Annotated in this window: 24 protein-coding genes; 17 read left to right on the forward strand and 7 right to left on the reverse strand. The window is 68.6% G+C overall.

Going from position 1 to position 24,469, the window contains the following annotated elements:
• The first annotated feature begins 59 nt into the window (after positions 1-59).
• The 4 genes from hda to folK are packed head-to-tail and all read left to right on the forward strand — an operon-like array spanning position 60 to position 3,470.
• Entirely contained in the window at positions 60-734 is a 675-nt protein-coding gene (gene hda, locus QM782_RS14425) for a DnaA regulatory inactivator Hda (protein ID WP_415203595.1), read from the forward strand.
• Positions 731-1,420 (forward strand): HAD family hydrolase, encoded by a 690-nt coding sequence (locus QM782_RS14430; RefSeq protein ID WP_415203596.1) that lies wholly within the window; start codon positions 731-733, stop codon positions 1,418-1,420. The genes hda and QM782_RS14430 overlap by 4 nt, the downstream gene beginning before the upstream one ends.
• Positions 1,417-2,970, forward strand: a complete 1,554-nt coding sequence (gene pcnB, locus QM782_RS14435) for a polynucleotide adenylyltransferase PcnB (RefSeq protein ID WP_415203597.1) — start codon at positions 1,417-1,419, stop codon at positions 2,968-2,970. Before QM782_RS14430 ends, pcnB begins: the two co-directional genes overlap by 4 nt.
• Before the next feature lie 11 nt (positions 2,971-2,981).
• Positions 2,982-3,470, forward strand: a complete 489-nt coding sequence (gene folK, locus QM782_RS14440) for a 2-amino-4-hydroxy-6-hydroxymethyldihydropteridine diphosphokinase (RefSeq protein ID WP_415203598.1) — start codon at positions 2,982-2,984, stop codon at positions 3,468-3,470.
• Positions 3,471-3,495: 25 nt separating this feature from the next.
• Here the strand turns inward: folK and QM782_RS14445 are convergent, their stop codons facing one another.
• Both QM782_RS14445 and QM782_RS14450 read right to left on the reverse strand, forming a co-directional pair.
• Positions 3,496-3,960, reverse strand: coding sequence for a low molecular weight protein-tyrosine-phosphatase (locus QM782_RS14445; protein WP_415203599.1), 465 nt, complete (start codon positions 3,958-3,960; stop codon positions 3,496-3,498).
• A gap of 141 nt (positions 3,961-4,101) precedes the next feature.
• Complete coding sequence (locus QM782_RS14450) at positions 4,102-4,419, reverse strand: hypothetical protein (protein WP_415203600.1); 318 nt, start codon at positions 4,417-4,419, stop codon at positions 4,102-4,104.
• Positions 4,420-4,578: 159 nt separating this feature from the next.
• On the opposite strand from QM782_RS14450, the gene epsF reads away from it, so the two are divergent.
• The 11 genes from epsF to QM782_RS14505 all read left to right on the forward strand — a co-directional run bounded on the left by epsF (position 4,579) and on the right by QM782_RS14505 (position 17,181).
• A complete protein-coding gene (epsF, locus tag QM782_RS14455) occupies positions 4,579-6,036 on the forward strand; it encodes a chain length determinant protein EpsF (RefSeq protein WP_415203601.1) in 1,458 nt (485 codons plus the stop codon).
• Positions 6,033-7,010 (forward strand): polysaccharide biosynthesis tyrosine autokinase, encoded by a 978-nt coding sequence (locus QM782_RS14460; protein ID WP_415203602.1) that lies wholly within the window; start codon positions 6,033-6,035, stop codon positions 7,008-7,010. Before epsF ends, QM782_RS14460 begins: the two co-directional genes overlap by 4 nt.
• Positions 7,000-8,037 (forward strand): glycosyltransferase family 2 protein, encoded by a 1,038-nt coding sequence (locus QM782_RS14465; RefSeq protein ID WP_415203603.1) that lies wholly within the window; start codon positions 7,000-7,002, stop codon positions 8,035-8,037. The genes QM782_RS14460 and QM782_RS14465 overlap by 11 nt, the downstream gene beginning before the upstream one ends.
• Positions 8,034-9,326 carry a hypothetical protein gene (locus QM782_RS14470; RefSeq protein ID WP_415203604.1) on the forward strand — a complete coding sequence of 431 codons (1,293 nt, stop codon included), beginning with the start codon at positions 8,034-8,036 and terminating at the stop codon, positions 9,324-9,326. The genes QM782_RS14465 and QM782_RS14470 overlap by 4 nt, the downstream gene beginning before the upstream one ends.
• Positions 9,327-9,345: 19 nt before the next feature.
• Complete coding sequence (locus QM782_RS14475; protein ID WP_415203605.1) at positions 9,346-10,269, forward strand: glycoside hydrolase family 26 protein; 924 nt, start codon at positions 9,346-9,348, stop codon at positions 10,267-10,269.
• Positions 10,270-10,274: 5 nt separating this feature from the next.
• Positions 10,275-11,132 carry an aldo/keto reductase gene (locus QM782_RS14480; RefSeq protein ID WP_415203606.1) on the forward strand — a complete coding sequence of 286 codons (858 nt, stop codon included), beginning with the start codon at positions 10,275-10,277 and terminating at the stop codon, positions 11,130-11,132.
• Between the two features lie 11 nt (positions 11,133-11,143).
• Positions 11,144-12,259 carry an acyltransferase family protein gene (locus tag QM782_RS14485; RefSeq protein WP_415203607.1) on the forward strand — a complete coding sequence of 372 codons (1,116 nt, stop codon included), beginning with the start codon at positions 11,144-11,146 and terminating at the stop codon, positions 12,257-12,259.
• 71 nt (positions 12,260-12,330) lie between these two features.
• Positions 12,331-13,485, forward strand: a complete 1,155-nt coding sequence (locus QM782_RS14490) for a glycosyltransferase (RefSeq protein ID WP_415203608.1) — start codon at positions 12,331-12,333, stop codon at positions 13,483-13,485.
• Positions 13,486-13,600: 115 nt separating this feature from the next.
• Positions 13,601-14,644 (forward strand): acyltransferase family protein, encoded by a 1,044-nt coding sequence (locus QM782_RS14495; RefSeq protein WP_415203609.1) that lies wholly within the window; start codon positions 13,601-13,603, stop codon positions 14,642-14,644.
• Between the two features lie 12 nt (positions 14,645-14,656).
• Entirely contained in the window at positions 14,657-15,868 is a 1,212-nt protein-coding gene (locus tag QM782_RS14500; protein ID WP_415203610.1) for a glycosyltransferase family 4 protein, read from the forward strand.
• Positions 15,769-17,181, forward strand: a complete 1,413-nt coding sequence (locus QM782_RS14505; protein WP_415203611.1) for a lipopolysaccharide biosynthesis protein — start codon at positions 15,769-15,771, stop codon at positions 17,179-17,181. Before QM782_RS14500 ends, QM782_RS14505 begins: the two co-directional genes overlap by 100 nt.
• Positions 17,182-17,198: 17 nt before the next feature.
• Here QM782_RS14505 and QM782_RS14510 read toward each other — a convergent pair whose 3' ends face one another.
• From QM782_RS14510 to epsA, 5 genes are read right to left on the reverse strand one after another with little or no spacing between them, the layout of a single operon-like run.
• The gene (locus QM782_RS14510; RefSeq protein WP_415203612.1) at positions 17,199-18,512 is read right to left on the reverse strand and encodes a Gfo/Idh/MocA family protein; all 1,314 of its coding nucleotides are present in this window, start codon (positions 18,510-18,512) and stop codon (positions 17,199-17,201) included.
• A 38-nt stretch (positions 18,513-18,550) separates the two neighbouring features.
• Positions 18,551-19,375 carry a polysaccharide export protein EpsE gene (gene epsE, locus QM782_RS14515; protein WP_415203613.1) on the reverse strand — a complete coding sequence of 275 codons (825 nt, stop codon included), beginning with the start codon at positions 19,373-19,375 and terminating at the stop codon, positions 18,551-18,553.
• A gap of 34 nt (positions 19,376-19,409) precedes the next feature.
• Positions 19,410-20,600: an XrtB/PEP-CTERM-associated polysaccharide biosynthesis outer membrane protein EpsL gene (epsL, locus tag QM782_RS14520; RefSeq protein WP_415203614.1), complete on the reverse strand. Its 1,191-nt coding sequence runs from the start codon at positions 20,598-20,600 to the stop codon at positions 19,410-19,412.
• 26 nt (positions 20,601-20,626) lie between these two features.
• Positions 20,627-22,045 carry an undecaprenyl-phosphate glucose phosphotransferase gene (locus QM782_RS14525; RefSeq protein ID WP_415203615.1) on the reverse strand — a complete coding sequence of 473 codons (1,419 nt, stop codon included), beginning with the start codon at positions 22,043-22,045 and terminating at the stop codon, positions 20,627-20,629.
• On the reverse strand, positions 22,038-22,883 hold the full coding sequence (gene epsA / locus QM782_RS14530; protein WP_415203616.1) for an XrtB/PEP-CTERM-associated transcriptional regulator EpsA: 846 nt from the start codon (positions 22,881-22,883) through the stop codon (positions 22,038-22,040). The genes QM782_RS14525 and epsA overlap by 8 nt, the downstream gene beginning before the upstream one ends.
• Positions 22,884-23,084: 201 nt before the next feature.
• On the opposite strand from epsA, the gene QM782_RS14535 reads away from it, so the two are divergent.
• Together QM782_RS14535 and QM782_RS14540 are read left to right on the forward strand one after the other, a co-directional pair.
• On the forward strand, positions 23,085-23,702 hold the full coding sequence (locus tag QM782_RS14535; protein ID WP_415203617.1) for a phosphatase PAP2 family protein: 618 nt from the start codon (positions 23,085-23,087) through the stop codon (positions 23,700-23,702).
• Between the two features lie 109 nt (positions 23,703-23,811).
• A complete protein-coding gene (locus QM782_RS14540; protein ID WP_415203618.1) occupies positions 23,812-24,459 on the forward strand; it encodes a DUF47 domain-containing protein in 648 nt (215 codons plus the stop codon).
• The last annotated feature ends 10 nt before the right edge of the window (positions 24,460-24,469 follow it).

A 24,469-nucleotide genomic window follows, 5' to 3' on the forward strand; every position in this document is an offset into this window, starting at 1 on the left:
GGGAGACTAAAATCCGCGCGAATTCTACGGGGGCTCCCCCGTCATCCGTGCCCTCTTCCATGCATCAACTGGCCCTCGACATCGGTCTGGCTTCCGGCCCCACGCTGGCGAATTTCCTCGCCGGGCCGAACCAGGCCGTGCTGCAGCACCTGCAGCTGTGGGCCGGCAGCCCGACGCGCTCGCCGGTGCCGACCTATCTCTGGGGGCCGGAGGGCAGCGGCAAGACGCATCTGCTGGAGGCCGTGCGCGGCGCCCTGCGCGAGCAGGGTGCGCGCGTGGGCTGGCTGGATCCCTCGGTCGCGGAGCCGCCCGAATTCGACGAGGCCTGGGCCGCCGTGCTGCTGGACGACGTGCAGCGCTACACCGCCGTGCAGCAGCACGCTGCGTTCAACTGGTTCGTCAACGCCCAGGGCGGCCAGCGCTGGGTGCTGGCCGCCGGCAGCCTGCCGCCGGCCGACCTGCCGCTGCGCGAGGACCTGCGCAGCCGCCTGGGCTGGGGCCACGTGTTCCAGCTGCAGCCGCTGTCCGAGCCCGAGCGCCGCGCCGTGCTGCGCCAGCAGGCCGACGCGCGCGGCATCTTCCTGTCCGACGAGGTGATGGACTTCATGCTGCGGCGCTTCAGCCGCGACCTGGCCAGCCTGGCCCAGCTGTTGGAGCGGCTGGACGGCTATGCGCTGCAGACCCAGCGCGCCATCACCATCCCGCTGATCAAGTCCATGCTGGAGCACGCTTGAACCTGGCCTTGTTCGATCTGGACCACACGCTGCTGCAGATCGATTCCGACTACGCCTGGGGCGTCTACACCACCCGCATCGGCTGGACGGACCCCGAAGCCTTCGCGCAGCGCAACGACGAGTTCTACGCGCACTACAAGGCCGGCACGCTCGACATCCACGACTACGTGCGCTTCGCCACCGACGCGGTGCGCCAGCGCGGCCCGCAGGCCGCCGCCGCCGCGCATGCCGACTTCATGCGCGAGGTGGTGGAGCCGGCGCTGCTGCCGGCCGCGCACGCGCTGGTGGAGCAGCACCGCGCGCACGGCGACACGCTGGTGCTGGTGACGGCGACCAACGAGTTCGTGACGCGGCCGATCGCACGGCGGCTGGGCATTCCCCACCTGATCGCGGTGGAGCTGGAGCGCGCGCCGCTGCCCGGCGGCAGCGGCGACTGGATCACCGGCGCGATCCGCGGCGTGCCGTCGGCGCGCGAGGGCAAGGTCACGCGCGTGCAGGCCTGGCTGGCCGAGCGCGGCCTGTCCTTCGACGACGTGCACTGCACCTTCTATTCCGACTCCATCAACGACCTGCCGCTGCTGGAGAAGGTCCAGGTGCCGGTGGCGACCAATCCCGACGACCGCCTGCGCGCCATCGCGCAGGAGCGCGGCTGGCACGTGCTGGACCTGTTCGACAAAATCACATGATCAAGACATTCATCGACAAACTGCTGGGCAAGGGCGCCGCGCGCGGCAAGGCCCGCTTCGGCAAGCGCCAGGAAATCCCGGCCGAGATCCACGGCATCGACCCCAAGCTGGTCGACGAGCGCGCCCTCAACGTCGTCGAGACCCTGCAGAAGGCCGGCTACGAGGCCTACATCGTCGGAGGCGCCGTGCGCGACCTGCTGGTGGGCCTGAAGCCCAAGGATTTCGACGTGGCCACCAACGCTACGCCCGAGCAGGTCAAGGGCCTGTTCCGCCGCGCCTTCATCATCGGGCGCCGCTTTCGCATCGTGCACGTGGTCTATGGCCGCGGGCGCGAGCACGAGGTGATCGAGGTCTCCACCTTCCGCGCCTACCTGGACAGTGCCGCCGCCGAGCAGGTGGCCGGCAACGAGCGCACCAGCAAGAGCGAGCTGGCCGGCCTGCAGCACGCCGTGGACGCCAGCGGCCGCGTGCTGCGCGACAACGTCTGGGGCCCGCAGGAGGAAGATGCCGCGCGGCGCGACTTCAGCATCAACGCGATGTACTACGACCCCGGGCGCCAGATCGTGGTGGACTACCACGACGGCCTGAAGGACGTGCAGCGCCGCCGCATCCGCATGATCGGCGACCCCGCCGCGCGCTACCGCGAGGATCCGGTGCGCATCATCCGTGCCGTGCGCTTCTCGGCCAAGCTCAAGGCGCTGGGCTTCAAGCTGGACCCCAAGACGGCCGCGCCGCTGGTGCAGTCGCAGCAGCTGCTGGCCGACGTGCCGCAGAGCCGGCTGTTCGACGAGATGCTCAAGCTGCTGCAGACCGGCCACTCGCTGGCCACGATCGAGCAGCTCCAGGCCCTGGGCCTGGCGCGCGGCATCTATCCGCTGCTCGACCTCGTGGTCGAGCGCGCCGGGCAGCCCTTCGTGAACGCCGCGCTGCAGGACACCGACCGCCGCGTCGGCGAGGGCAAGCCGGTGGCGCCGAGCTTCCTGCTGGCCTGCGTGCTGTGGGCCGACGTGCGCGACGGCTGGAAGGCACGCCTGGAAGGTGCTCGCCGCCAGCCGCCGTACCAGGCGCTGATGGACGCGATCGAGGACGTGTTCAGCGCCCGCATCGGCGACGTCTCCGGCCGCGGCAAGCTGGCCGGCGACATGCGCGAGACCTGGGCCATGCAGCCGCGCTTCGACAAGCGCAGCGGCAGCGCGCCGTACAGCCTGGTGGAGCAGCCGCGCTTCCGCGCCGCGTTCGACTTCATGCGGCTGCGCGCCGACGTCGGCGAGATCGACGAGGCGCTGGCCGAGTGGTGGCAGGAATTCAGCCAGGCCAGCGACGAGCGCCGCCAGGATCTGCTGGAGCAGGTGCGCGAGGAGCAGGGGCGCCAGCGGGTGCGTGTCGTCAAGGGGCCGCGGCGCGCCGCGGCCGAGGACGCGCCCGCCCCGCAGGAAGCGGCCCCGGCCGACGAGGCCGCCGCGGCCGCACCGAAGAAGCGCCGGCGCCGCCGCAAGCCCGCCGGCGAGCGCGCGGCCGCGGCGCCGGCTGCGCCGGACGGAGCGGATTGATCCGCGGCGCCATGGAAGGTGCGCGCGCAGATGCCGCGCCGGTGACGGCCTTCATCGGCCTGGGGGCCAACCTGGGCGATGCGCAGGCGGCCATCGCGTCCGCCCTGGCAGCGCTGGATCGCCTGCCCGGCACCCGCTTGGTGCGCGCCTCATCGGTGTACCGCACGGCGCCGGTCGATGCCGGCGGCCCCGACTACCTCAACGCCGTGGCGGAGGTCGCCACCACGCTGGTGCCGCTGGCGCTGCTCGACCGGCTACAGGCGCTGGAACACGCGGCCGGCCGCCTGCGCCCCTACCGCCACGCGCCACGCACGCTGGACCTGGATCTGCTGCTGTACGGCGACGCCACGATCGACGAGCCGCGCCTGGCTGTGCCGCACCCGCGCATGTGGCAGCGCGCCTTCGTGCTGCATCCGCTGCGCGAGATCGCGCCGCAGCGGGTGCCCGAGCACCTGCTGCAGCCGGTGGCCGGCCAGCGGATCGAGCGCCTGCCGGACTGACCGCCGCCCGCCCATGCCCGCGGCGTCAGCCGGGCTGGTTGATGGGGCCGCGCCAGGCCGCGACCGCGGCTTCCACCGCCTGCCAGGTTTCGCGGTACACCGATTCATGCCGGAGGTACGGGTCACCGATGCTGCGGGCCTGCGTCAGCTCGCCGAGCAGGTGCACCTTGCCGCGCGCCATGGGGTCGAGCTTGGCCACCTCCCGCGCCTGGCCCGGCTCCATCACCAGGATCAGGTCCGCCCACCACAGCAGCGTGCCGTTGACCGGCTGCGCGCGGTGGGCCTCCAGCTCGCGCAGCAGCGCCGGCTGCGCGCGCGCGATGAACAGCATGGTGTCGTCCACCGTCTTGCCCGGCTGCGCCCGCAACCCGGCCGAGCGCACCTGCGCATCGTGGCGCCCGTCGCGCGCCAGCTGCAGCCGCAGCAGGGCCTCGGCGAGCGGGCTGCGGCACAGGTTGCCGGTGCAGACGGTCAGGATGCGTTCGTACATGCCAGGGGCGCGAGGGGCGGGGCGGGCAGTGTCGCACAGGCCTGCTGGCCGCCGGCCAGTGCGCTGGCCAGCGATGTGACGTGTGCCCGTGACGCAGGCCTGCAGGGACTGCCGGCGCCGCCGGGACGGATCGCCTGCGCCCTATTCGCGCGTGCCGTAGTGCCGCCTGATGATCACGGCCATGATCATCAGGCTGACCAGCAGCATGAGCTGGTTGTCCTCTTCCTCGCTGGTCGACGTGCTGGCGCTGGGGGTGCTGCTGCGCGGGCCGCCGCTGGCCGCTGTGCCCGTGCCGCGCAGCGTGTCCGCGGAAGGTTGCAGCCAGCCGGTGAATTGCTGGACGCGCAGGGTGAACGAATCGACCCCGGATACGCGCGGACCGCCGTCGACCGAAGCCTGCGAGACACCCGCACAGGCCAGTACCACGGCAGACAAGACGATGGACAGCGATTTACGCATTTAGGCCTCCCTACGGCATGCCTGGACATCAGGCATTGCGGCCAGTCTGGAGGACATGCTGCAGTGCAGCAATAGTCTGAATGGACTAGCTGGCCCGAATGGACTAGCAAGCCGGTTCGACCGGGTTGTCTGGCCTAAGAATTGCACGCAGCAGTGCGCATGAGACTCGCTGAATTTCTGGTGCTGTTGCGTGCACGCTGGAAGTGCGCCGCGCTGGTGTGGCTCGCCGTGGTGGTGGTCGTGGGCGCGGTGACCTGGCTGCGTACGCCCGAATACACCGCCACCGCTGCGGTGGTGCTGGACGTGAAGTCGCCCGATCCGATCGCGGGCGTGGTGTTGCCGGGCATGACCGTGTCCAGCTACATGGGCACGCAGCTGAGCGTGGTGCAGAGCGAGCGCGTGGCCTTGCGCGTGGTGCAGTCGCTCGGGCTCGAGCAGGACGCCAGCCTGCGTGCCGCCTGGCAGGAGGCCACCGGAGGCAAGGGCAGCTTCTCGTCCTGGCTGGTGGCCGGGTTGCTGCGCAAGCTGGACGCCACGCCGACGCGCGACTCCAACATGATCACCATCTCCTACACGGCGGCCGATGCGGAACGCGCGGCGGACGTCGTCAATGCCTGGGTGCGCGCCTACATCGACACCACGCTGGAACTGCGCGTGCAACCGGCGCGCCAGTACAGCGGCTTCTTCGACGCCCATGGCAAGCAGCTGCGCGAGGAGCTCGAACAGGCGCAGGCGCGACTGTCGTCCTACCAGCGCAGGAACGGCCTGGTGGCGACCGACGAGCGCGTCGACGTCGAGAACCAGCGACTCGCCGAGTTGTCGTCGCAACTGGTGGCCCTGCAGGGGCAGGCCGACGAGTCCGCTGGCCGGCTGCGCCAGTCGACCGCCCATCCGGACCAGATGCCCGAGGTGCTGGCCAATCCCGTCATCGGTGCCATGACGACCGAACTGGCCCGCTACGAGGCACAACAGCGCGAGCTGGGCACCCGGCTCGGCGCCAACCACCCGGAGATGAGGGAGCTGGCCGGGAAGATCGCCGAGTTGCGCCGGCGCGTGACGGCCGAGACCCGGCGCGTTGCCGAGGGCATTGCGGTGAACCACAGCGTCAACCGCGAGCGGCTGGGCCAGACGATCGCGGCCATCGACGCGCAGCGCGCCAAGCTGTTGCGGCTGAAGGCGCAGCGCGACGAAGCCGGGGTGCTGGAGCGCGATGTGGAGAACGCCCGCCGCGCCTACGACGCGGTGCTGGCCAAGGCCAGCCAGGCCAGCGTGGAGAGCCATGCCACCCAGACCAACGTCAGCGTGCTGAAGCAGGCGACGCCGCCGCCCACGCCTTCATCGCCGCGAACCGTATTGAATATGGCGGTGGCGGTCATCGTGGGCGTGCTGCTCGCGTTGGCGACAGCGTTGATGCGAGAACTGCGCGACCGGCGCGTGCGTACCACAGCCGATGTGCTGCAGGGCTTGAGGCAGCCGCTGCTGGGCGTGCTGCCGGGCCATGCGCACCGTCAGCGCCGCGGTGTCGAAGGCCGTGGTGCGCGCTGGGCGGCGCAGATCGCAGCCGGGCCGGCGCACGGCTTGCGTTCGTTGCCACAGCAGGAGGGATCGCACTCATGACCACCTCGTCTTTCAGCCGGCAGACGCTGCGCGCCAGGACGCCGCAGCCGGAGGGGCCGGCAGCCGATGCGGAGCCGCAGGCGCCGCATGTCGAGACGTTGCGGGCCGTGGCTCCCGCGCCCGCGGCCGGAGCGTTGGAGGAGCGGCCGATTGGCGATCTCATCAGCGAGCTGCGCCGGCTCGATGCACGCCAGATCGAGCTGATCCTGCAGCACCAGCGCCAGCACGGGGTGCGTTTCGGCGAGGCCGCCATCGCCTTGCAGCTGGCCTCGCGCGACGACGTGCTGTGGGCGCTGTCGCAGCAGTTCCACTACCCCTACGCGGCGGAGGGGGACCTGACACAGCTGAGCGACGAGCTGGTCACCGCCGGCGACCCGTTCGGCGAGGCGGCCGAGGTGTTCCGCGACGTGCGCAGCCAGTTGCTGATGGGCGTGCTGGCCGTCGACCAGCCACGCCGCGCGCTGGCCGTGCTGAGCCCCGACATCGGCGACGGCAAGACCTTCTTCGCGGCGAACCTGGCGGTGGCGTTCAGCCAGCTGGGCGAGCGCACGCTGCTGGTGGACGCAGACATGCGCACCCCGCGGCAGCACCAGTTGTTCGGCGTCGGGCCCGGGGCCGGCCTGTCCAACATCCTCGCCGGGCGGGCCGCCAGCGACGTGGCCGTCCCGATACCGGCCCTGCCGGGCCTGTACCTGCTGTCGGCCGGCACGCTGCCACCCAATCCGCTGGAACTGATGCAGCGCGCCAATTTCGGCTTCCTGCTACAGGATCTGCTGTCCCGGTACGACCATGTCGTGGTCGACACGCCGGCGGCCATGCATGGCGCCGACAGCCGCGTGCTGGCGGCGCGTTGCGGTGCCGGCCTGGTGCTGGGGCGCCGCAACCGTACGCGCATGGACGCGCTGCAATCCCTGGTGACTCAGGTGGGCCGTGCCCACGCCAAGCTTGCGGGGGTGATGCTCAATGACCACTGAGGCCCTGCGTTCCATCCTGGTCGTGATTCCCACGCTGAACGAGAACGCCACGATCGAAGGCGTGATCGACACGCTGGCGCGGGATTGGCCGCCAGGACGGGCCGTGAAGATCGTGGTCGCCGATGGCGGCAGCACCGACGGGACGGTACAGCGTGTGCAGCAGATGGCGCAGACGCGGCCATGGCTGTCGCTGCTCCCGAATCCGAAGCGCATCCAGAGTGCCGCGGTGAATCTGGCGGCGCGGGTCGAAGGGCGTGATGCCGACATCCTGGTCCGTTGCGACGCGCACGCGGACTATCCGGAGGGGTTCGTGCGGCAGCTCGTACAGACGCTGGAACGGACCGGGGCGGACGCCGTCGTCGTGCCCATGGATTCGCATGGCAGTGGCTGCTGGCAGCGGGCTGTCGCCTGGGTGTCCGATACGCCGGTCGGTTCGGGCGGATCGGCGCACCGTGGCGGGCAGACCAGTGGCTTCATCGACCACGGCCACCATGCCGCCTTTCGCATGGCGAGCTTCCTTCGGGCCGGCGGCTACGACGAAAGCTTCACCCACAACGAGGATGCCGAGCTGGATTGCCGTCAGCGTGCTCTCGGCAGCCGCATCTACCTGGACGCCCGGATCCGTTTGGGCTATCAGCCGCGCGCGACAGTGCGGGGCCTGTGGCGCCAATATTTCGGATACGGGCGCGGGCGCTCGCGCACGGTACGGCGCCACCCAGGCTCTGTGCGCGTGCGCCAACTCGCGGTGCCGCTGTTTGTCGCGACGTGCATCGCAGCCATTGCATTGAGCGTCTGGCAGCCGTGGCTGCTGCTGCTGCCGGCCGCGTATGCGGCGGTTCTGCTTGCCGTCTCGTTGGCGCTGGCCGTGCGCAAAGGATCTGCCTGCGGTTTGTTGGCGGGTCCGGCCGCCGCCGTCATGCACTGGGCATGGGCGCTCGGGTTCCTTGGCGGCCTGATCAACGTCCGCGAACGTCCGTGGTCGCACGATGCGCCGTGCGCCGCGGCTTCAGGTGCTGGTTCGGAATGACGGAGCAGCAAGCCATTCGGCCGGCGGGTGTTTCGGCCGTCCCATGGACCAGGCCGGACGGCAGCGTTGCATGCTTCGATCGACGAAGTTTCTTCCGTCGGATCGACTGGTGGGCCGCCAGGCTGCCGCTCGCCGGGGTGACATTCGTATCCAAGATCGGCGCTCCCAAGCTTGCGTCTCTGGGTATTTCATTGGCGATCCCGTTCATTTATCTGGGATGGCTGGTCGGCCTGGCGGCCGGGCGCCTGGTGGTGGATCCGGGCCGCTGCATGCTGTTCATGGCAACAATGGCCTTGCTATGGTCTTTGCAGATCATCCAGGGAGACCACTTTTCCCTGCTGTCCTTGCTGATGCTGAGTGTGCTCCACTTCCCGTACGTATTTGCCGGCAGGACGTCCGCTGGTGGCATGGCGCGTGGCTGGAGCGCGTACCGGGAAATTTCCACGCTGATTGCCGTCTGCGGCCTGGTGCAGTATTTTGTGCAGTTCGCTGTCGGACCGCAGTTGGCATTCCCGATGGACAATCTGGTGCCGGAGCCATTGCGCGTTCTCGGCTTCAACGGGCAGGGCTGGATCGAATATGGATCATCCATCATTCGCTCCAATGGGGTCTTCATGCTGGAGGCTTCCTTCTTCAGCCAGCTCCTGGCCATCGCATTGATCGGCGAGTTGGTCATGGGCAAGCCCAGCCTGGTTCGGATGGCCATTTATGTCTGCGGGATTCTGGTTTCGTACTCCGGTACCGGACTTCTCTCGTTGATGGCGTGCCTTCCCGTCTGGATTGTCCGGCGACGCCGCTGGGACGTGGCGCTCTGCATTCTTTGCGCGGCATTGCTGATGGCTGCGGTCTACGCGTCTGGCTGGGCCGGTGACAGTGAAATTCTGAAAGTCTTCCTGGATCGCAGCAACGAATTCACTTCCACCGGCTCCAGCGGATTCGCCCGGTTTGTCGGCGGCTACTACATGTTCGAGCAATTCCTTTGGCCGGACATGTGGCGTACGCTGTTCGGATTTGGCGCGGGATCATTCCTCGGCTACAGCGAGGTGGCCAACTATGCTGCGCATGGCATGGCCTTGTTCAAGATGATCTTTGAGTTCGGCCTGGTCGGCGCTGTTGCCTACTTCGCGTTCCTGGTCTACTGCTTTTCGACGTCCGACGCGCCGCTGGAGCTGAAGGTGGCGATCTTCGTCCCATTGCTGATCCAGAACTATGTGCCGTTCGCGCATGGCGTGGCATTCGTGGTGCTGATCTGGAGCACTTCTTCCAGGAAGTCCGTCGTTTGGAGGTGATGCCGTGGTAAGAATCCTGTTGAGTCTGGTCATCGCTGCTTGTTGCTGGGGTGACGCATACGCCTTGAATGGTGCTGCCATCGGTACCTACCAGGGGGCGGGCTGCACGGGGCGCAACCGATTGCCGGCGCATGAGGCATGGCTTGGCCGGCCGGTCGACATGGTCCTGGACGGACCGGCACAGGATTCCTGGACATCGATGGTGGCAGGGGCCGGGTGGATAGCACGCTGCTGGCGCGGTAGCGAGAAGACCCTGGTATTTAGCCTGCCGATGTTGCCGAGGGATGGTGTCTCGACCATCGCTGCAGGGGCGCAGGGCGCCTACAACGACCACATCCGCGCCATTGCCCAGGCATTGATCGAGAACGGGCATCAGCGCGCCGTCATCCGAATTGGATGGGAACTCAACGCGTCGTGGTTCCCCTGGAACGCGCTGCGCGATCCGGAGTCCTGGAAGGCCTATTGGCGCCAGATCGTGGAGACGATGCGGTCCGTCCCCGGGGAATACTTCATCTTTGACTGGTGCGTGATTGTGCATGCCAGCGCACCTTCACCCGAGGCCGCTTATCCGGGAGATGACGTCGTCGATGTCATCGGTGCCGACGTGTACAACGGCAACTGGAACAATTCACTGAGCGCGGAGCAACGGTGGCAGTTGATCCTGCGTGCTCCTTACGGGCTCGAATGGCACCGCCGCTTTGCAATGGAGCATCGCAAGCCGATGTCATTTCCGGAATGGGGCACGGGTAGCCGGCCGGACGGGCATGGCGGAGGCGATGACCCGGTTTTCATGCGGAACATGATTGCCTGGATCCAGGCGAATCCGGTGCTCTACCACATCTATTGGGACTACCCCGCCTCGGACTACGACGGCCGCTTGTCCGATGGCAGGAGGCCGCTGGCCGAGGCGGAATACCTGCGCGCGTTTGGAGGCCGAAAGTGAAGGCGGTGCCTGCCCTGGCCCTCGGTTGCGCACGCATCGGCTCTGCCTTGACGCCGCTGGGGCGACACGAATGCGTCGCGCTGCTGGAGGCCGCGCTGGCGCTGGGCGTGCGTCATTTCGACACGGCCAGCATCTATGGGCAGGGCGACAGCGAGCGCTACCTGGGCGAGGCCCTGCATGCTCACCGGGCCCAGGTGCACCTGGCCAGCAAGGCCGGGCAGCGCCTGACGGCGAAGCAGGCGATCGTGTCCCAGTTCAAGGGGCCGATCCGCTGGCTGGCTGCTCGGCGGGGCACGGTCCACCGGCGCGTGGCGGACCAGCGGGCCCAGGGAGTCCCACGCTGCTTCGAGCCGGACTACGTCGAGCGCTCGCTGGCCGCCAGCCTCAAGCGGCTGAAGACGGACTACCTGGACGTCTTCTACCTGCACAGCCCCGACGCATCCGTGCTGGACGACGACCGGCTGATGCAGCGCCTGCTGCAACTGCGCGCGCGCGGCATGGTGCGGGCCATCGGCGTGTCGTGCGACGAGCACGATGTGGCCTGGAAGGCGGCCCGGCACGACGCCGTGGAGGTCGTGCAGTTCGCCTTCGACGGAGGCGAGCCAGGCCGGGCCCTGCTTCGCGCACTCGCCGAACGCGGCAAGCGGGGCGTGCTGCGGGGCTTTCTGTCGGCAGCGGCGCAGGGCGCCGCCATGCCGCAGAGCTTGGTCGCCGCGTTCGGGCAGGCGTTCACGCTGCCTGCCGTGGAAGGCGTGCTCGTGGGGACGACGCGGCTGGAGCATCTGCAGGAAAACGTGCAGGCCTACCGGCGCGCGCTGGCCGTCGCGCGATCGGAAGGGGCCGTGGAAGCGGGCAACGCATGAAGCCGTATCCCATGGAACAGTCCCACAGCCACAACAACTTCGACCTGGTGCGGCTGTTCGCCGCTACCCAGGTGGTGCTGGTGCATGTGGTCAGCTGGATGCCCGACCTGCGCCACGACGGCTGGCTCCGGGTGCTGAGCCTGTTCCCGGGCGTTCCGATCTTCTTCTTCATCAGCGGCTTCCTGATCGGCGGGTCGTGGCGGCGCAATCCCAACGCGCCTGCCTACGTCGCCAGCCGCGTGCTGCGGATCTTTCCGGCCCTGTGGGTGGCGTGCCTGTTCAACCTGGTGCTGCTGCTGCTGCTGTTCACGGGGCCGCTGCTGGACAACCTGGGCACTGTCGTCGGCTGGATGGCGATGCAGCTGAGCTTCCTGCAGTCCTGGAATCCGCCGTTCCTGCGGACCTACGGCATGGGGGTCGCGAATCCCGTGCTGTGGACCATTCCGGTGGAGCTGGCGTTCTATGTCGTCCTGCCCGTGCTCTGGGTCCTGGGTCAGCGCCTGGCCCGGCCGCGCACCGTGCTGCTGGGCACGGCCGGCCTCTCGCTGCTGCTGTGCTGGTGGGCCACGGACTGGCTGTCGCCGCACGATCCGCACGTCGAGATGCTGCGCAAGGTCATGACCGTGTCTCCGGTGTCGTTCGTGAGCTGGCTGTGGATGTTCCTGCTGGGGGTGCTGGCGCAGCTGGAGTTCGAGCGGCTGCGGCCCTGGGTGGCGGGCCGGGCGGGACGCTTCCTGGCGCTCGCCGCCGCGGTCGGGGGGCTGTCGCTGGTGGTGGACCTGCCGCCCCTGCTGCACCTGCCCGGCAACGAGATCGGCGTGCTGAACGCGCTGGCCAATGGCCTGGCCTGCCTCGCCTTCGCCTACTCCTATCCCGGCCTGGCGGCGCGCTGGCTGCGCGGCTACGACGTGTCGTACGGGGTGTACCTGTACCACATGCCCATCTGCAATGCGTTGATCGTGCTGGGATGGGCGGGTTGGCAAGGAGGGGCGCTGGTGTTGGCGGGGACGGCGGTGTGCGCTGTCCTGAGCTGGGTGCTCGTCGAGCGCCGCGCGCTTGCCCTCAAGGGGCGCCTGCAAGGCCTGTTCGGCAAGCGAGCCCGCATGGGCACGGAGGTGGTGACATGAAAGGTCTTTGGCTTGCGCGGGCGCGGCCCTTCCCGTTGAGCACCGGCGATCGCATCTACAGCGCGCGTCTGATGCGTGCCACTGCGCAGGCCGGGGCGGACCTCACGTGCGTCGGCTTTCCCGGCGAGAGCGCCGGCGCCGTGCCGTCGGACTGGCCGCTGCGCTGGCGTCTGGTGGCGGGGGCGCCGCATGGTACGGCGCGGGCGCTGGCCAGCACCATGCCGCTGGTCGCCGCTGCGCACGCCACGCCCGCCTACCGCCGCCTGGTGGGCGAGCTGGCGCTGCAGCCGTGGGATTTCGTCGTGTTCGACCACTATGCGATGGGGTGGGCCATGGCGCCGTTCCGCCAGGGGCCCGCCGGTCCGGTCCTGGTGCATGTCGCGCACGACCATGAGGCTTCGGTCTATGCCTCGTTGGTCCGCGGCTTCAAGGGCTCCGTGTTCAAGCGTGCCGGCCTGTGGCAGAACTGGCGCAAGACGCAGGCGCTGGAGCGCCGCATCGCGCGCACGGTCGACCTGGTCACCGCCATCACGCCCGACGATTCCGGGCGCTTCCGGGTGGACGCGCCCGGCACCGCCGGCCTCGTGCTCACGCCGGGTTACGACGGCACGGTGTCGGGCAGGACGCGCATGCCCGTCGACACGCCGCGCCACGTGGTCATGGTCGGCAACTACCAGTGGGTGGCCAAGTCCGAGAACCTGCGCCAGTTCGTCGCCGCCGCCGATGCGGAGTTCCACCGCAACGGCATCACGCTGCACGTGATCGGCTCGATGCCGCAGGCATTGGCCAGCGAACTGCGCGCCAGCACGCGGGCGACCGTGCTGCACGGCTTCGTGGACGACATCGCGCCGCACTTCGCGAACGCGCGCATCGCCGTCGTGCCGGAGGAGATCGGCGGCGGTTTCAAGCTCAAGTTCCTCGACTACATCTTCGGGCGCGTGGCGGTGGCCAGCCTGACGCATGCCACCGCCGGGCTGCCCGCCGAGGTCCGCGACGCAATGATCTGCCGCGACCGTCTGCCGGCGCTGGTGCAGGCCATCGTGGAGCAGATCGACGACACCGAGACGCTGGACCGCATGCAGGCCGACGCCCTGGCGGCGGCGCAGGCGCGCTACCGGTGGGAAGACCGCGGGACGGCCTTGCTGGAGGCGGTGGCCGGCCTGGCGGCGCGGCGCGCGCGGCCTGCGGCTCCGGCGGTGGCAGCACTCGGGCCCGCCGCGCGATGAGGCCTGCGCCCAGCGCCGGGACCGGCTGCACGCGCGTGCCTGCACCCGACGTCGCACGCTGCGCCGTCGCCGCTGCGGTGCTGCTGCTGCACCACCTCTCCCGAGGCGCCACGCCATGACACGCAACGTCTCGGTATTCCTGGATCTGCTGCGCGTGCTGGCCGCGCTCTTCGTCGTGGTGTCGCACGCCACGTGGCCCAAGCTGTCAGGTGGCGTGCTGCCCTACCTGCCGGGCCATGCGGCCGTGATCGTGTTCTTCGTGCTGTCCGGCTACGTGGTGGCGTACGCCGCGACGCAGCGGGAGAACGGGCCGCGCGACTATGTGCTGAACCGCCTGTCGCGCCTGTGGTCCGTCGCGCTCCCGGCATTGCTGCTGACGGCGTGTCTCGACAAGATCGGCTCCACGCTCAAGCCGGAGCTGTACAGCGCGCAGAGCCTCGGCGATCCATGGGTGGCCCTGGCATCGGCCGCCCTGTTCCTGGGGCAGATCTGGTTTCTCGACATCACGCCTCTGTCGAACGAGCCGTTCTGGTCGCTGCCGTACGAGTTCTGGTTCTACGCCTTGTTCGGCGCGATCCTGCACCTGCGTGGGCGGCAGCGGGTGTGGGCCGCCGTGGGCGTCGCCCTGGTCGCCGGGCCCAAGATCCTCGTCTACCTGCCGATCTGGTGGTTCGGCGTGTGGCTGTATGGCAAGGGCCGCTGCCCGCTGCCCACGGCCAGGGCGCGGCTGCTCTTCGGGGCGTGCCTCGCGTCGCTGCCGGTGCTGTACCTGCTGGGATACCGCACGCGCGTGGACCTGCCGTGGCTGCCGACCGGCTTCTCGATCGCCGATTTCCCCATCGCCCTGTGCGTTGGCGGACTGATCTGGAGCTTCGAGGCCTGCCGTCTCCCGCTCGCCCGTATCGAACGCTGGGTGCGTCCGGCGGCGGCCTGCACCTTCACGCTGTACCTGTGCCATCTGCCGATCCTGCTCGTGCTCACGGCGGCTGCGCCCGACACGCTGCCCGTGGCGCAGCGCGTGCTGCTGGTCCTGGTTCTCACCTTGGCCGCCTGCGCCGTGCTTGCGCGCTTCACCGAGCAGCGCAAGCTGGCATTCCGCAGAGGAATCGAGCATGTGCTGGGCCGTTTCAAGCGCATGGCGATGCCGCAATCCTCCTGACGTTCCCAGACCATGAAGATCGCTTTCCTGTCCACGCTCTATGCGCCCAACGAGATCGGCGGTGCCGAGCGCACCGTACGCACCTTGGCGGAATCGCTCGTGGCCAATGGCAACGAGGCGGTGGTGATCAGCCTGGCGCCCGACGGCAAGGCCACGCAGGGGCAGGTGGGGCCGGTGAAGACCTACTACGTGCCGCTGGCGAACGTCTACTGGCCATTCGGCAAGAAGCGCCCGTCGCTGCCGACCCGGATGCTGTGGCATGTGCTGGATGCCTACAACCCGGTGATGGGCAGGCGCGTCGGCGCCATCCTCGATGCCGAGCAGCCGGACGTCGTGCAGACGGGCAATCTGCTGGGCTTCTCGGTCTCGGCGTGGAGCGCGGCGCGCCGGCGTGGCATTCCGGTGGTGCAGATGCTGCACGACTACTACCTGGCGTGCCCGAATTCCTCGATGTTCCGCAACGGCCGCAACTGCGCCACGCAATGTGCGACCTGCCGCGTGTTCTGCACGCCGCGCCGGACCTTGTCCAACATCCCGGTGGCCGTGACGAGCCTGAGCCGGCGCACGCTGGAGCGCATCGAGTCGGCCGGATCGTTCTCGCGCGTGTCGCACAAGTTCATCAACCATGGCGCCAACAGCGAGCGAGCCGATCCCGTGCCGCGTGTCGACCGGGCGCCAGGCGAAATGCTCACGGTCGGCTATCTCGGCCGGATCGAAGCCACCAAGGGCATCGAGGTGCTGCTCGACGCCGCAGCCGGCATGGCGCCGGGCAGCGTGCGCGTGCTGCTGGCGGGCAAGGGAGAGGATGCGTACACGGCTACCCTGAAGGCCCGTTATCCCGGGGCGGACATCGTCTTCCTCGGCTTCACCAAGCCGGCGGACCTGTTCGCGCAGATCGACCTGCTCGTCGTGCCGTCGCTGTGGGAAGAGCCGTTGGGCCGCGTGATCTACGAGGCCTACGAGTACGGGGTGCCGTCCGCCGTATCGAGGGCGGGTGGCATGCCCGAGATCGTCGACGAGGGCGTGACCGGCTTCGTGTTTGCCGCTGGCGATGCGGGCGCTTTGAAGGACATACTGGTCGCGCAGCACCGCAAGGGGTGGGAAGGCGGCAAGTTCTTCAAGGCGTGCCGCAAGAAGAGCCAGGAGTTCAACATGCAGAACATGTTCAGCAGGTACGAGCACGTATGGAACCATGCGCTGAGCGCGCGCCTGCACACGGGATAGTGCCGCCGATGCGTTTCTTGGGCCGCGTGCGCGGGCGGCTTCGGCAGCGGTTGAGCGCCAGTCCGGTGGCTGGCAATGTCCTGCGCCTGCTGGCCGGCAATGCATTCGCCCAGGTGCTGACGCTGGCGGCCTATCCGATCCTGACGCGCATCTATGCGCCCGCGCAGATCGGCCTGCTGTCGACGCTGATGGCGGCCGTGACCATTCTGGCGCCGGCCTCGGCCTTGCGGCTGGAGATGGCGCTGCCGCTGGCGCGCACGAACCGCGAGGCCGGCAGCATGCTGGCGGCCAGCGCGGGCGCGCTGATGCTGACTTCACTGGCAATCACGTGCGTGCTGCTGCTGATGCCGGCGGCCTGGCCTGCCGACATGGCAGTGGCCTATCAGTACCGCTGGGCTCTGCCCGTCGCGTTGCTGGCGTTCGGCGGCTACGTCATCATGGTCGGCGAGGCGACGCGCCAGGCGAGATTCGGCGACATCGCGCGCACGCGTGTGGCGCAGGCGTTCAGCGGGCCGGTGTGCCAGATCGGGCTCGGCCTCGGGGGGCTGGGAACACCCGGCCTGATCGCCGGCTATGTCATCGGGCAGAGCGCCGGCACCTTCGGCCTGGTGCGCAAGCTGCTGCGCGGGCCGGCATCGCCGCTGCGGCGGATCTCGCGAGCATCCGTGTGCGCCGGTATTTCCCGGCACCGCAATTTCGTGCTGTTCTCCAGCTGGACGGGGGTGGTGAATGCGGCGGCCAGCTACAGCATGACGGTGGCGTTCGCGTTCCTCTACGGGCCGGCCATCAGCGCCTACATGTTCCTGGGCGAGCGCATCCTGATGCGCCCGCTGTTCCTGATCACCTCCTCGATCCTTCCCGTCTACACCAAGGAGGTGGTGCGGACGCGGCAGACCGATCCGGCGCGGCTGTCCAGCCTGTTCCAGCGCGTGGCGGGACGGCAGGCGCTGCTCTCGGTGGCCTGGATCGGACCGATCGTCGTGGCGGCGCCGTACCTGATCCCGGCGGTGTTCGGGGCGCAATGGGGCGAGTCCGCGAAGTACGTGCAGATCCTGGCGATCGGCTACTTCCCGACCTCGGTGCTGCACCCCGTCATGCATACCTTGCAGATGCTGAAGGAGCAGAGGCTGTCGGCGGCGCTCGATGTCGGCCGGGGTCTGGCGGTCTTTGCCAGCATCGCGGCGGTCGCGGCCATGCGCCTGCCACCGCTGACGGCCGCGATCGCGTGCTCGGTCGTGCAGGCCCTGGCCATGGTCGCGATCTTCCTGCTGACCTGGCGCCGGGTGCGCCAGGTGTCGCGCGACGGTGGCTGAAGGACGGGCGGGCCGGTTCAGCGCTTGTGCAGGGCCTCCACCAGGCCGGCCGTGAGCCGCTCGAATAGGCGCGGCCGGTAGCTGCTGCGGTAGTTGCCAGGATGGACAGCGAGGTCCGCCAGCGGGGCCATGGGCGCGAAGCTTGTCTGCGGCTGCATGGCCACGCTGTCATGGCCGGCGCGCTGGATCAGCAGGGTCAGCTCGTTGATGTGCACGTGGAAGTCCGGCGGCATCGGCTGCGGCTTGCCTTCGCGCAGCGCGCGCGCCATCTCGGCAATGCCCAGCAGCTTGTCCTGTGCATAGATTTCCCGCCGCCGCAGCCAACTGACCAGCTTGTGCTTGGGCGACCGGCCCACGCCCTTCTCGGCTTCCACGGCGTACGATTTCCAGCGCCGCACCAGCGGCAGCCGGCGGCCGCCCACGCCGAACAGCCGCCCGAGCAGCGGCTGGGTCCGCACCGAGTAGGCCTTGCGTGCGCTCAGGCTGACCCGTGAGAAGCGTTCCAGGTGCACGGGGGCCTGGTCGTGGAACGCGTTGTCCGCGGTGATCTCGCCTTCCTCGCCGATGATGCGCATGCGGTGGTCGCGCGGCGAGACCCAGGTACAGGTGATGCGGGCGGCCACGCCGTTGGCGAAGTGCAGGCATGCGACCGAGAAGTCGGGCGTGTCCGCCGGGGACAGGGGCGTATCGGTTTTGTGGGCCACGAGATGCTTGGAGAACGCGGTGACCGAGACGGCCGGGCCGAACATGGCGCAGATCCACACCAGGTGGTAGGCGACGTGCTCGACCGTGCAGCCCTCCTGCAGTTCCTCGACGTAGGGAAAGGGTGCGCCGGTCGGGCTTTGCACTTTTTCCAGCTGCATCAGGTGGGCCGGGTTGTCGTCGAGCTCGGCGTAGACGAGGACGGGCTTGCCGATGGCGCCGTCCAGCACCGCTTTCCACAGGGTGCCGACAGCGTCGCAATAGAGGTTGCTGGGCGCGCCACTGAGCACCACGCCGTGTCGCTCGGCGATGTCGAACAGCTCCTTCGTCTGGTCGAGCTCGGTCGTGAACGGCTTCTCGGAGTAGACGTGCTTGCCCGCGCGCAGCGCACGCTTGCTGATGTCGTGGTGCGAGCGAATGCTGGTCAGGTTGACGACGGTCTCGACCGCGGGGTCGGCCAGCAGGGCGTCCAGGCTGGGGTAGACGTGAAAGCCGTAGTGCCGCGATACCGTGGCCGCCCGCGCGGCATCGATGTCGAAGACACCGCAGATCTCCAGTTCCCCGTGCGCCCACAACGTGCGCATGTAGATGTCGAAAACGTACCCACACCCTACGAAAGCGATCTTCATGTCGCGGTTCCTCCCTGTTGCAATGTGCTGCCCGCCGGTCAGAACAGGCTTTCGCGGACGTAGATCACGTCGTCGGGCAGCAATGGATCGGTCAGCGCCGGCGTGAGCTGTTGCACCGTGCCGGTGGCGTCGCGGCGGTGCAGGCGCAACCTGGTTTCGCTGCCGCGGCTGGTGGGGCCTCCGCCCGTGGCCAGTCCTTGCATGACGGTCATGCCGCGCTCGATCCGGTAGGGGCCGGGGCGCTGCGCTTCGCCGTAGATGTAGAACTGGGGCGCGCGGTGCACGTAGACGGTGTCGCCGGCCAGCACGGACGGGTTGTCCGCCGGCTGCTCGCCGACGAACAGCGCGGCGATGTCGACCTCCCGCCGGAACGGTTTGCCGTCGCGGCTGCCGGACAGGACGATCACGTCGTTGCCGTCGGGCGTGGTACCGCCTGCCATCGCCAGCACATCGGTCACGCGCATGTTGGCCGTCTCCAGCGGGAAGCGGCCCGGGTGGTTGACGCGTCCGAGCACGGCGACCTGGCTGCCGCGCATCTGCAGCAGAACGATGTTGATCTGCGGCTGCTGCAGGAAGCCGCCCGTGCGGAAGGCGTCCGCGATCTTCTTCTCGGCATCGCCGATGCTCATGCCGCCGATGGCGATGCTGCCGATCAGGGGCAGGCGGATGTTGCCGCTCTCCGAGACGCGCGCCTCGACGGTCAGGTCGGGGCTCTGGAACACGAGCACGCGCACCGTGTCGCCGGCGCCGAGCTGGTAGTCCGGTGCCCGCTGCTCCTGCGCGGCGGCGGCTGCCGTCAGCAGCGCATACGACAGCAGCACATACCAGAACTTGAAGAACGGGAAGACGGGGCGGTGGGTCATGGGCGGGTTTCCATCGGTGATGCGGTTCGGCCTGTCAGAAGTCCAACTTGGCGGAGAGTTCGGCGCCGTGGCTGTCGTAGCGGTATGCGGCCACATTGGAGCCGCGCCGCAGCTGGTGCACGCCGGCAGTCAGCGACAAGGCATGCAAGGGTCGCCATTGCAGTGCGAGGGTCGCCGACCGGGTGGTGTCGCGCCGGCCGGCATCGATGGCGTCGGCGGACAACGCGCCACCGAAATCCTGCGCGCTGTGGGTGTAGTTCAGCTGCAGGCGTGTGCGCGGGCCGATCTGCCAGTACGGCGTCAACGTGAGGCTGCGCGCCACCGTGTAGCTGCTGCCGGCCGTCTGGTAGGAAAAGATGTTCCGGTCGGCGCCCAGCTGCAGGCCGAGCTTGGACGTGATGTCCCAGTTGAGGACGATGCTGCCGACCACGCCGCCGTAGTCGCGCGCCGGCTGGCCTGCATGGCGGCGTTCCAGATGGGCCACGCGGCCGGACAGCGTGGTCTTGCCCGTCATCGGCCAGGAGACGCGCAGCTCGTGTTCCAGCTCGTCGAACGAGACCGGCGGCGCCGCGTCGGCGGCCACGCGGTTGAGGTAGTCGCCATGGCCCTTGCGCAGGCGGTAGCTGATCCAGCTGCCGAACGGCGAAGAGCGGCGTAGGCCGACGGACGTGTTGCGCAGCGCGAAATCGCCTTCCTGTTCGACCGGTTGGTCGTTGGTCCGCTTGACGTGGCCGAGCGCTGCCAGCAGATGCCAGTCGCGGCCCAGTTCGGCCTCGCCCTCGGCGCGGGTGATGTGCTCCATGCGCATGTTGCGGGTGCGGCTGCGAAAGTCCGCGAAGTCGTTCAGGAACTCCTTGCGTTCACGGCCCAGCAGGCCGTGCAGGCGTGGTGTCAGGCTCCAGTGCCAGGCCGCGCGGTAGTTGAAGGTGTCGTGGTCCAGGTAGCCGAAGCGCCGGTAGCGCTGCGCCGCCACCTGGGCGTCCAGCTCCACCCGCTGCAGCGCGTAGCGCTTGTCCAGTTCGACACCCAGGATGCTGGTGGAGATGACGTCCGACTTGCCGGCGTCGTCCGGACCGGATGGCGGGGCCGTGGGCTGCCGGAACAGGTTGCTGTCGGTACGCAAGCGTTGCTCCGCCGTGAGGGTCAGCGTGTCGTCGGCCCATGCGACGCCACTGCCAGCCAGCAGCAGTGCGCATGCCGTGAACCAGTGCACGATGCGCTGCACGGGCATCGGATAGGGCGCGCCGCCGCTCAATACGCCCGGCTGTCCTTGAACACCACACCCACGGTTCTGGCGATGATGAACAGGTCCAGCCGCAGCGACCAGTTGCGCAGGTAGTCCAGGTCGTGCTCGATGCGGTGCCGCATCGAGTCCAGATCGTCGCCGCCGCGCCAGCCGTTGACCTGGGCCCAGCCCGTGATGCCGGGCTTGACCTTGTGGCGGATCATGTAGCCCGAGATGAGCTGGCGGTACTGTTCGTTGACGGCAATGGCGTGCGGCCGCGGGCCGACCACGCTCATGCTGCCGAACAGCACGTTGAAGAACTGCGGCAGTTCGTCCAGCGACGTCTTGCGGATGAAGGCCCCGACCGGCGTGACCCGCGCGTCGTTGCGCGTGACCTGGGTGTAGTTCTTGGCACCGTCCTCGGTCACCGTCATCGACCGGAACTTGTAGACCACGATCTCGCGGCCATCCAGGCCGTAGCGGCGTTGTTTGAAGACGACCGGGCCGGGCGAGCTGAGCTTGATGGCCAGCGCGATGACCAGCAGCAAGGGCGAGATCAGCAGGATGATCAGCGCGGAGATGACGATGTCGCACAGGCGCTTGGCCAGTCCGTTGGTCCCGCGGAAGGGCGTCTCGCACACCGAGATCACGGGCGTGCCGCAGACCGAGCTCGTGCGGCCCTGGATCAGGTCGGTCACGAACATGTCGGGCACGAAGTAGATCGAGGCCGTGGTGTCCTTCAGGCCGTCCAGCACCTGCAGGATGCGGGGCTGTGAGGCCATGGGCAGCGACAGGTAGATGAGCTGGATGCCGTTGGCCTTCACGTAGTCCGGCAGGCTGGACAGCCGATCGATCAGGCCGAAGCCCATCGGCGCGTTCAGGCGCTGCAGGTTGCGGTCGTCGAAGAAGCCCACCACCTCGATGCGCGAGTAAGGGGTATCGCGGATGCGGCGCGCCAGCGCCAGGCCCTGGGTGTTCATGCCGGCGATGACGGCCTTGCGCGGCGGCCCGCGCAGGCTCAGCACGGACGGGGCGGCCAGGCGCAGGGCGCCGTGGGCGATGATCTGCGCGAGCGGCGCCAGCCACAGCCAGGTGAGCAGCGCCATAGGCGAGAACTCGCGGATGTAGCCGGTGGCGATGCCGGTCGCCAGCAGCAGCGCGGCGATCGCGATCCAGTTGACCAGTGTCTGGCCGATCAGGCGCGCCCAGGACGATTGCAACTGCGTCGTGCCCGGAAACGTCATCGCGAACACGATGACGGACAGGATCAGATAGGGCGGCGACAGGGTGCGTTCGAAGATCCAGGCCATGGCCCACAGCGACAGCACGAGCATGCCGGGGTCGATCAGCGATTCGATCAGGCTCAGGGGATGTTCCTTGCCCAGTGCGCCGATGGAGCGGGCACTGGATGCGGCATCGGAGACGTGAAGGCTCGGGTTAGCCATGGGCATAGCTGTCCTTGAAGCGGGACACGGCCTGTGCCCGGTTGTAGACGTCCAGTTTCTTGAAGATGCGCTGCAGATGGTTCTTCACGGTGAAGGCGCTGATGTTCAGGATGGACGCGATCTCCTGGTTGGTCTTGCCCATCTCGACCCATCGCATGATCTGCATTTCGCGGGCGGTCATGCCGTTGTCGGCCGACGGCGGCTCGCCGCCGAGGACGTCGATCTGCGGCACGGCCGGGCGCAGCGGCATCCGCGTGCCCGTGCCGCCGGCGCTGGCAGCGCAGGTGGATGCGCAGGGCAGTGGCGGTACCTGGCGCATCGCTGCGTCGATGCAGGGCAGCAGCATGTGCATCGCCTCCTTGCATTCCTTTTCCGAGATGGCGTAGCGGCTCAGCGCCACGTACAGGCCGTCCTGCCCGGTGCGCTCGTCGCGCAGGCCGTGCACCAGCGCGGTCCGGACCGGCGGGACGACGTGGCGCAGCGGCTCTTGCAGCGGGCGCTGTGAAAAGACGCCGCTCAGGCGATCGGCGTAGGTCATGTAGGGCTGCCGGTCGGCCGCCGACCAGCTCGAGAACAGACTCTGCATGCGCGAGGCCAGCGCCGCCGTGTCGGCCATGGCGGTGCGTACGCTGGGCAGCGCGGACACGATGTCGTAGCGCAGCGCGCCGTGCCGGAAATCGCCCCAGGCGGCGACCAGGATGTCGTGCGGCAGGAAGTACTGCATGCCGCCACGCAGCCAGTTGAACAGGTCCAGATGCGTGCGAACCGTGACGGCCTCGGCCATGAGATCGAAGCACCGCCCACGGTCTTCATTGGAAAGGCTGTTCAGGATCGTCATGTGGTTTGATGGGTCGCCTTGGTCGTCAGGGGGCGTTGAACGGGGCCGGATCGCTGCCGGAGCATGCGCGGCACTTGCATGGTGCGCCGCAACAAATGTGCCAGTACCCGCTGCCGATCCTGCGTCGGGCAGCCTGTCGGAGAGCGCCTACACGCTGTTGGCCACAATCGCTGCGTCATCGATGCACTCGACTTTTTTTTCATGCCGATCGATTTCTGGCGCGCCGTGACGCACCTGGGCAACTCCAGCATGCTGCTGCCCGCGGCCCTGGTGCTGGCACTGTGGCTGGCGGGGGCGCGACAGCGGCAGCTGGCGCTGGCCTGGTCGCTGAGCTTCGGCGCGGCCGTGTTGCTGGTGCTGGCGAGCAAGCTGGCGTTCCTCGGCTGGGGCGTGCGCAGTGCATGGCTGGATTTCACCGGCATCAGCGGACATAGCATGGTGTCGACCGCGGTGTTCACCTTCGGCGCCTGGCTCTGGGCCGCGGACCGGGGGCGCCGGGCGCGCCTGCTGGCCATCGCCGTGGGCCTGTGCGTCGGTGCGCTGGTCGGTGTGTCGCGCGTGGTGCTGCACGCGCATTCGGTGTCGGAAGTGGTTGCGGGTTTCGTGCTCGGGGCCGCGGCAGCCTGTCTGCCGATGTCGTGGCGGCGCCTACCGTCGGCACCCCTGGGACTGCCCTGGCTGGTGCCGTCGCTGTGCGCTGTGTTGGTGCTGGCGCCGCAACTGGGGCGCCCGGCAGAGGTGCACCACTGGGTCGTGCAGATGGCGCTTGCGGCGTCGGGGCGTGCCGAGGTGTTCCAGCGGGGGGCGCTGCACCGTTGAGCGCGGCGCGGATTGGCCGGATCGGCCGTGGTGGTTCCGGTCACTTACACTCCGCCCCTGTCATCGATCCGTCACATTTCAGACATCCCCCCGAGCCTCAGGACTGCGCATGCTGTTTGGCAAGCTGATGCCGCGCGACGGCAATTTTTTTGACATGTTCAACCAGCATGCCGACCGTATCCTGGAGGCGGCGCGGGCCTTCTCGCAGCTGGTTGCCAACTACCACGACACCCATCTGCGCGAGCAGTACAACCGCGACGTCGACAACGCCGAGCGCGCGGCCGACCGCGTGACGCAGGAGGTCAACCGCACGCTGCACAAGACCTTCATCACGCCGATCGACCGCGAGCAGATCCACTCGCTGATCAACACCATGGACGACGTGGCCGACCTGCTACAGGACTCAGCGGAGACCATGGCGCTGTACGACGTGCGGACGATGACCGACGAGATCCGCCGGCTGACCGAGCTGTGCGTGAAGTGCTGCGAGCGGCTGAAGGACGCCGTGCGGATGCTGCCCAACATCGCCGAGGCGGCCACGGCCGAGGCGGCGCTGAAGACCTGCGAGGAGATCGACAGGCTCGAGTCGGACGCCGACCGCGTGATGCGCTCGGCCATGAGCAAGCTGTTCCGCGAGGAACCGGACGTGCGCGAGGTCATCAAGCTCAAGGCGATCTACGAGCTGCTGGAGACCATCACCGACAAGTGCGAGGACGTGGCCAACCAGATCGAGGGCATCGTCCTCGAGCATTCCTGAGCCGGGCGGC

It is taken from the genome of Pseudorhodoferax sp., assembly GCF_047601025.1.
GTDB lineage: Bacteria > Pseudomonadota > Gammaproteobacteria > Burkholderiales > Burkholderiaceae_C > Pseudorhodoferax.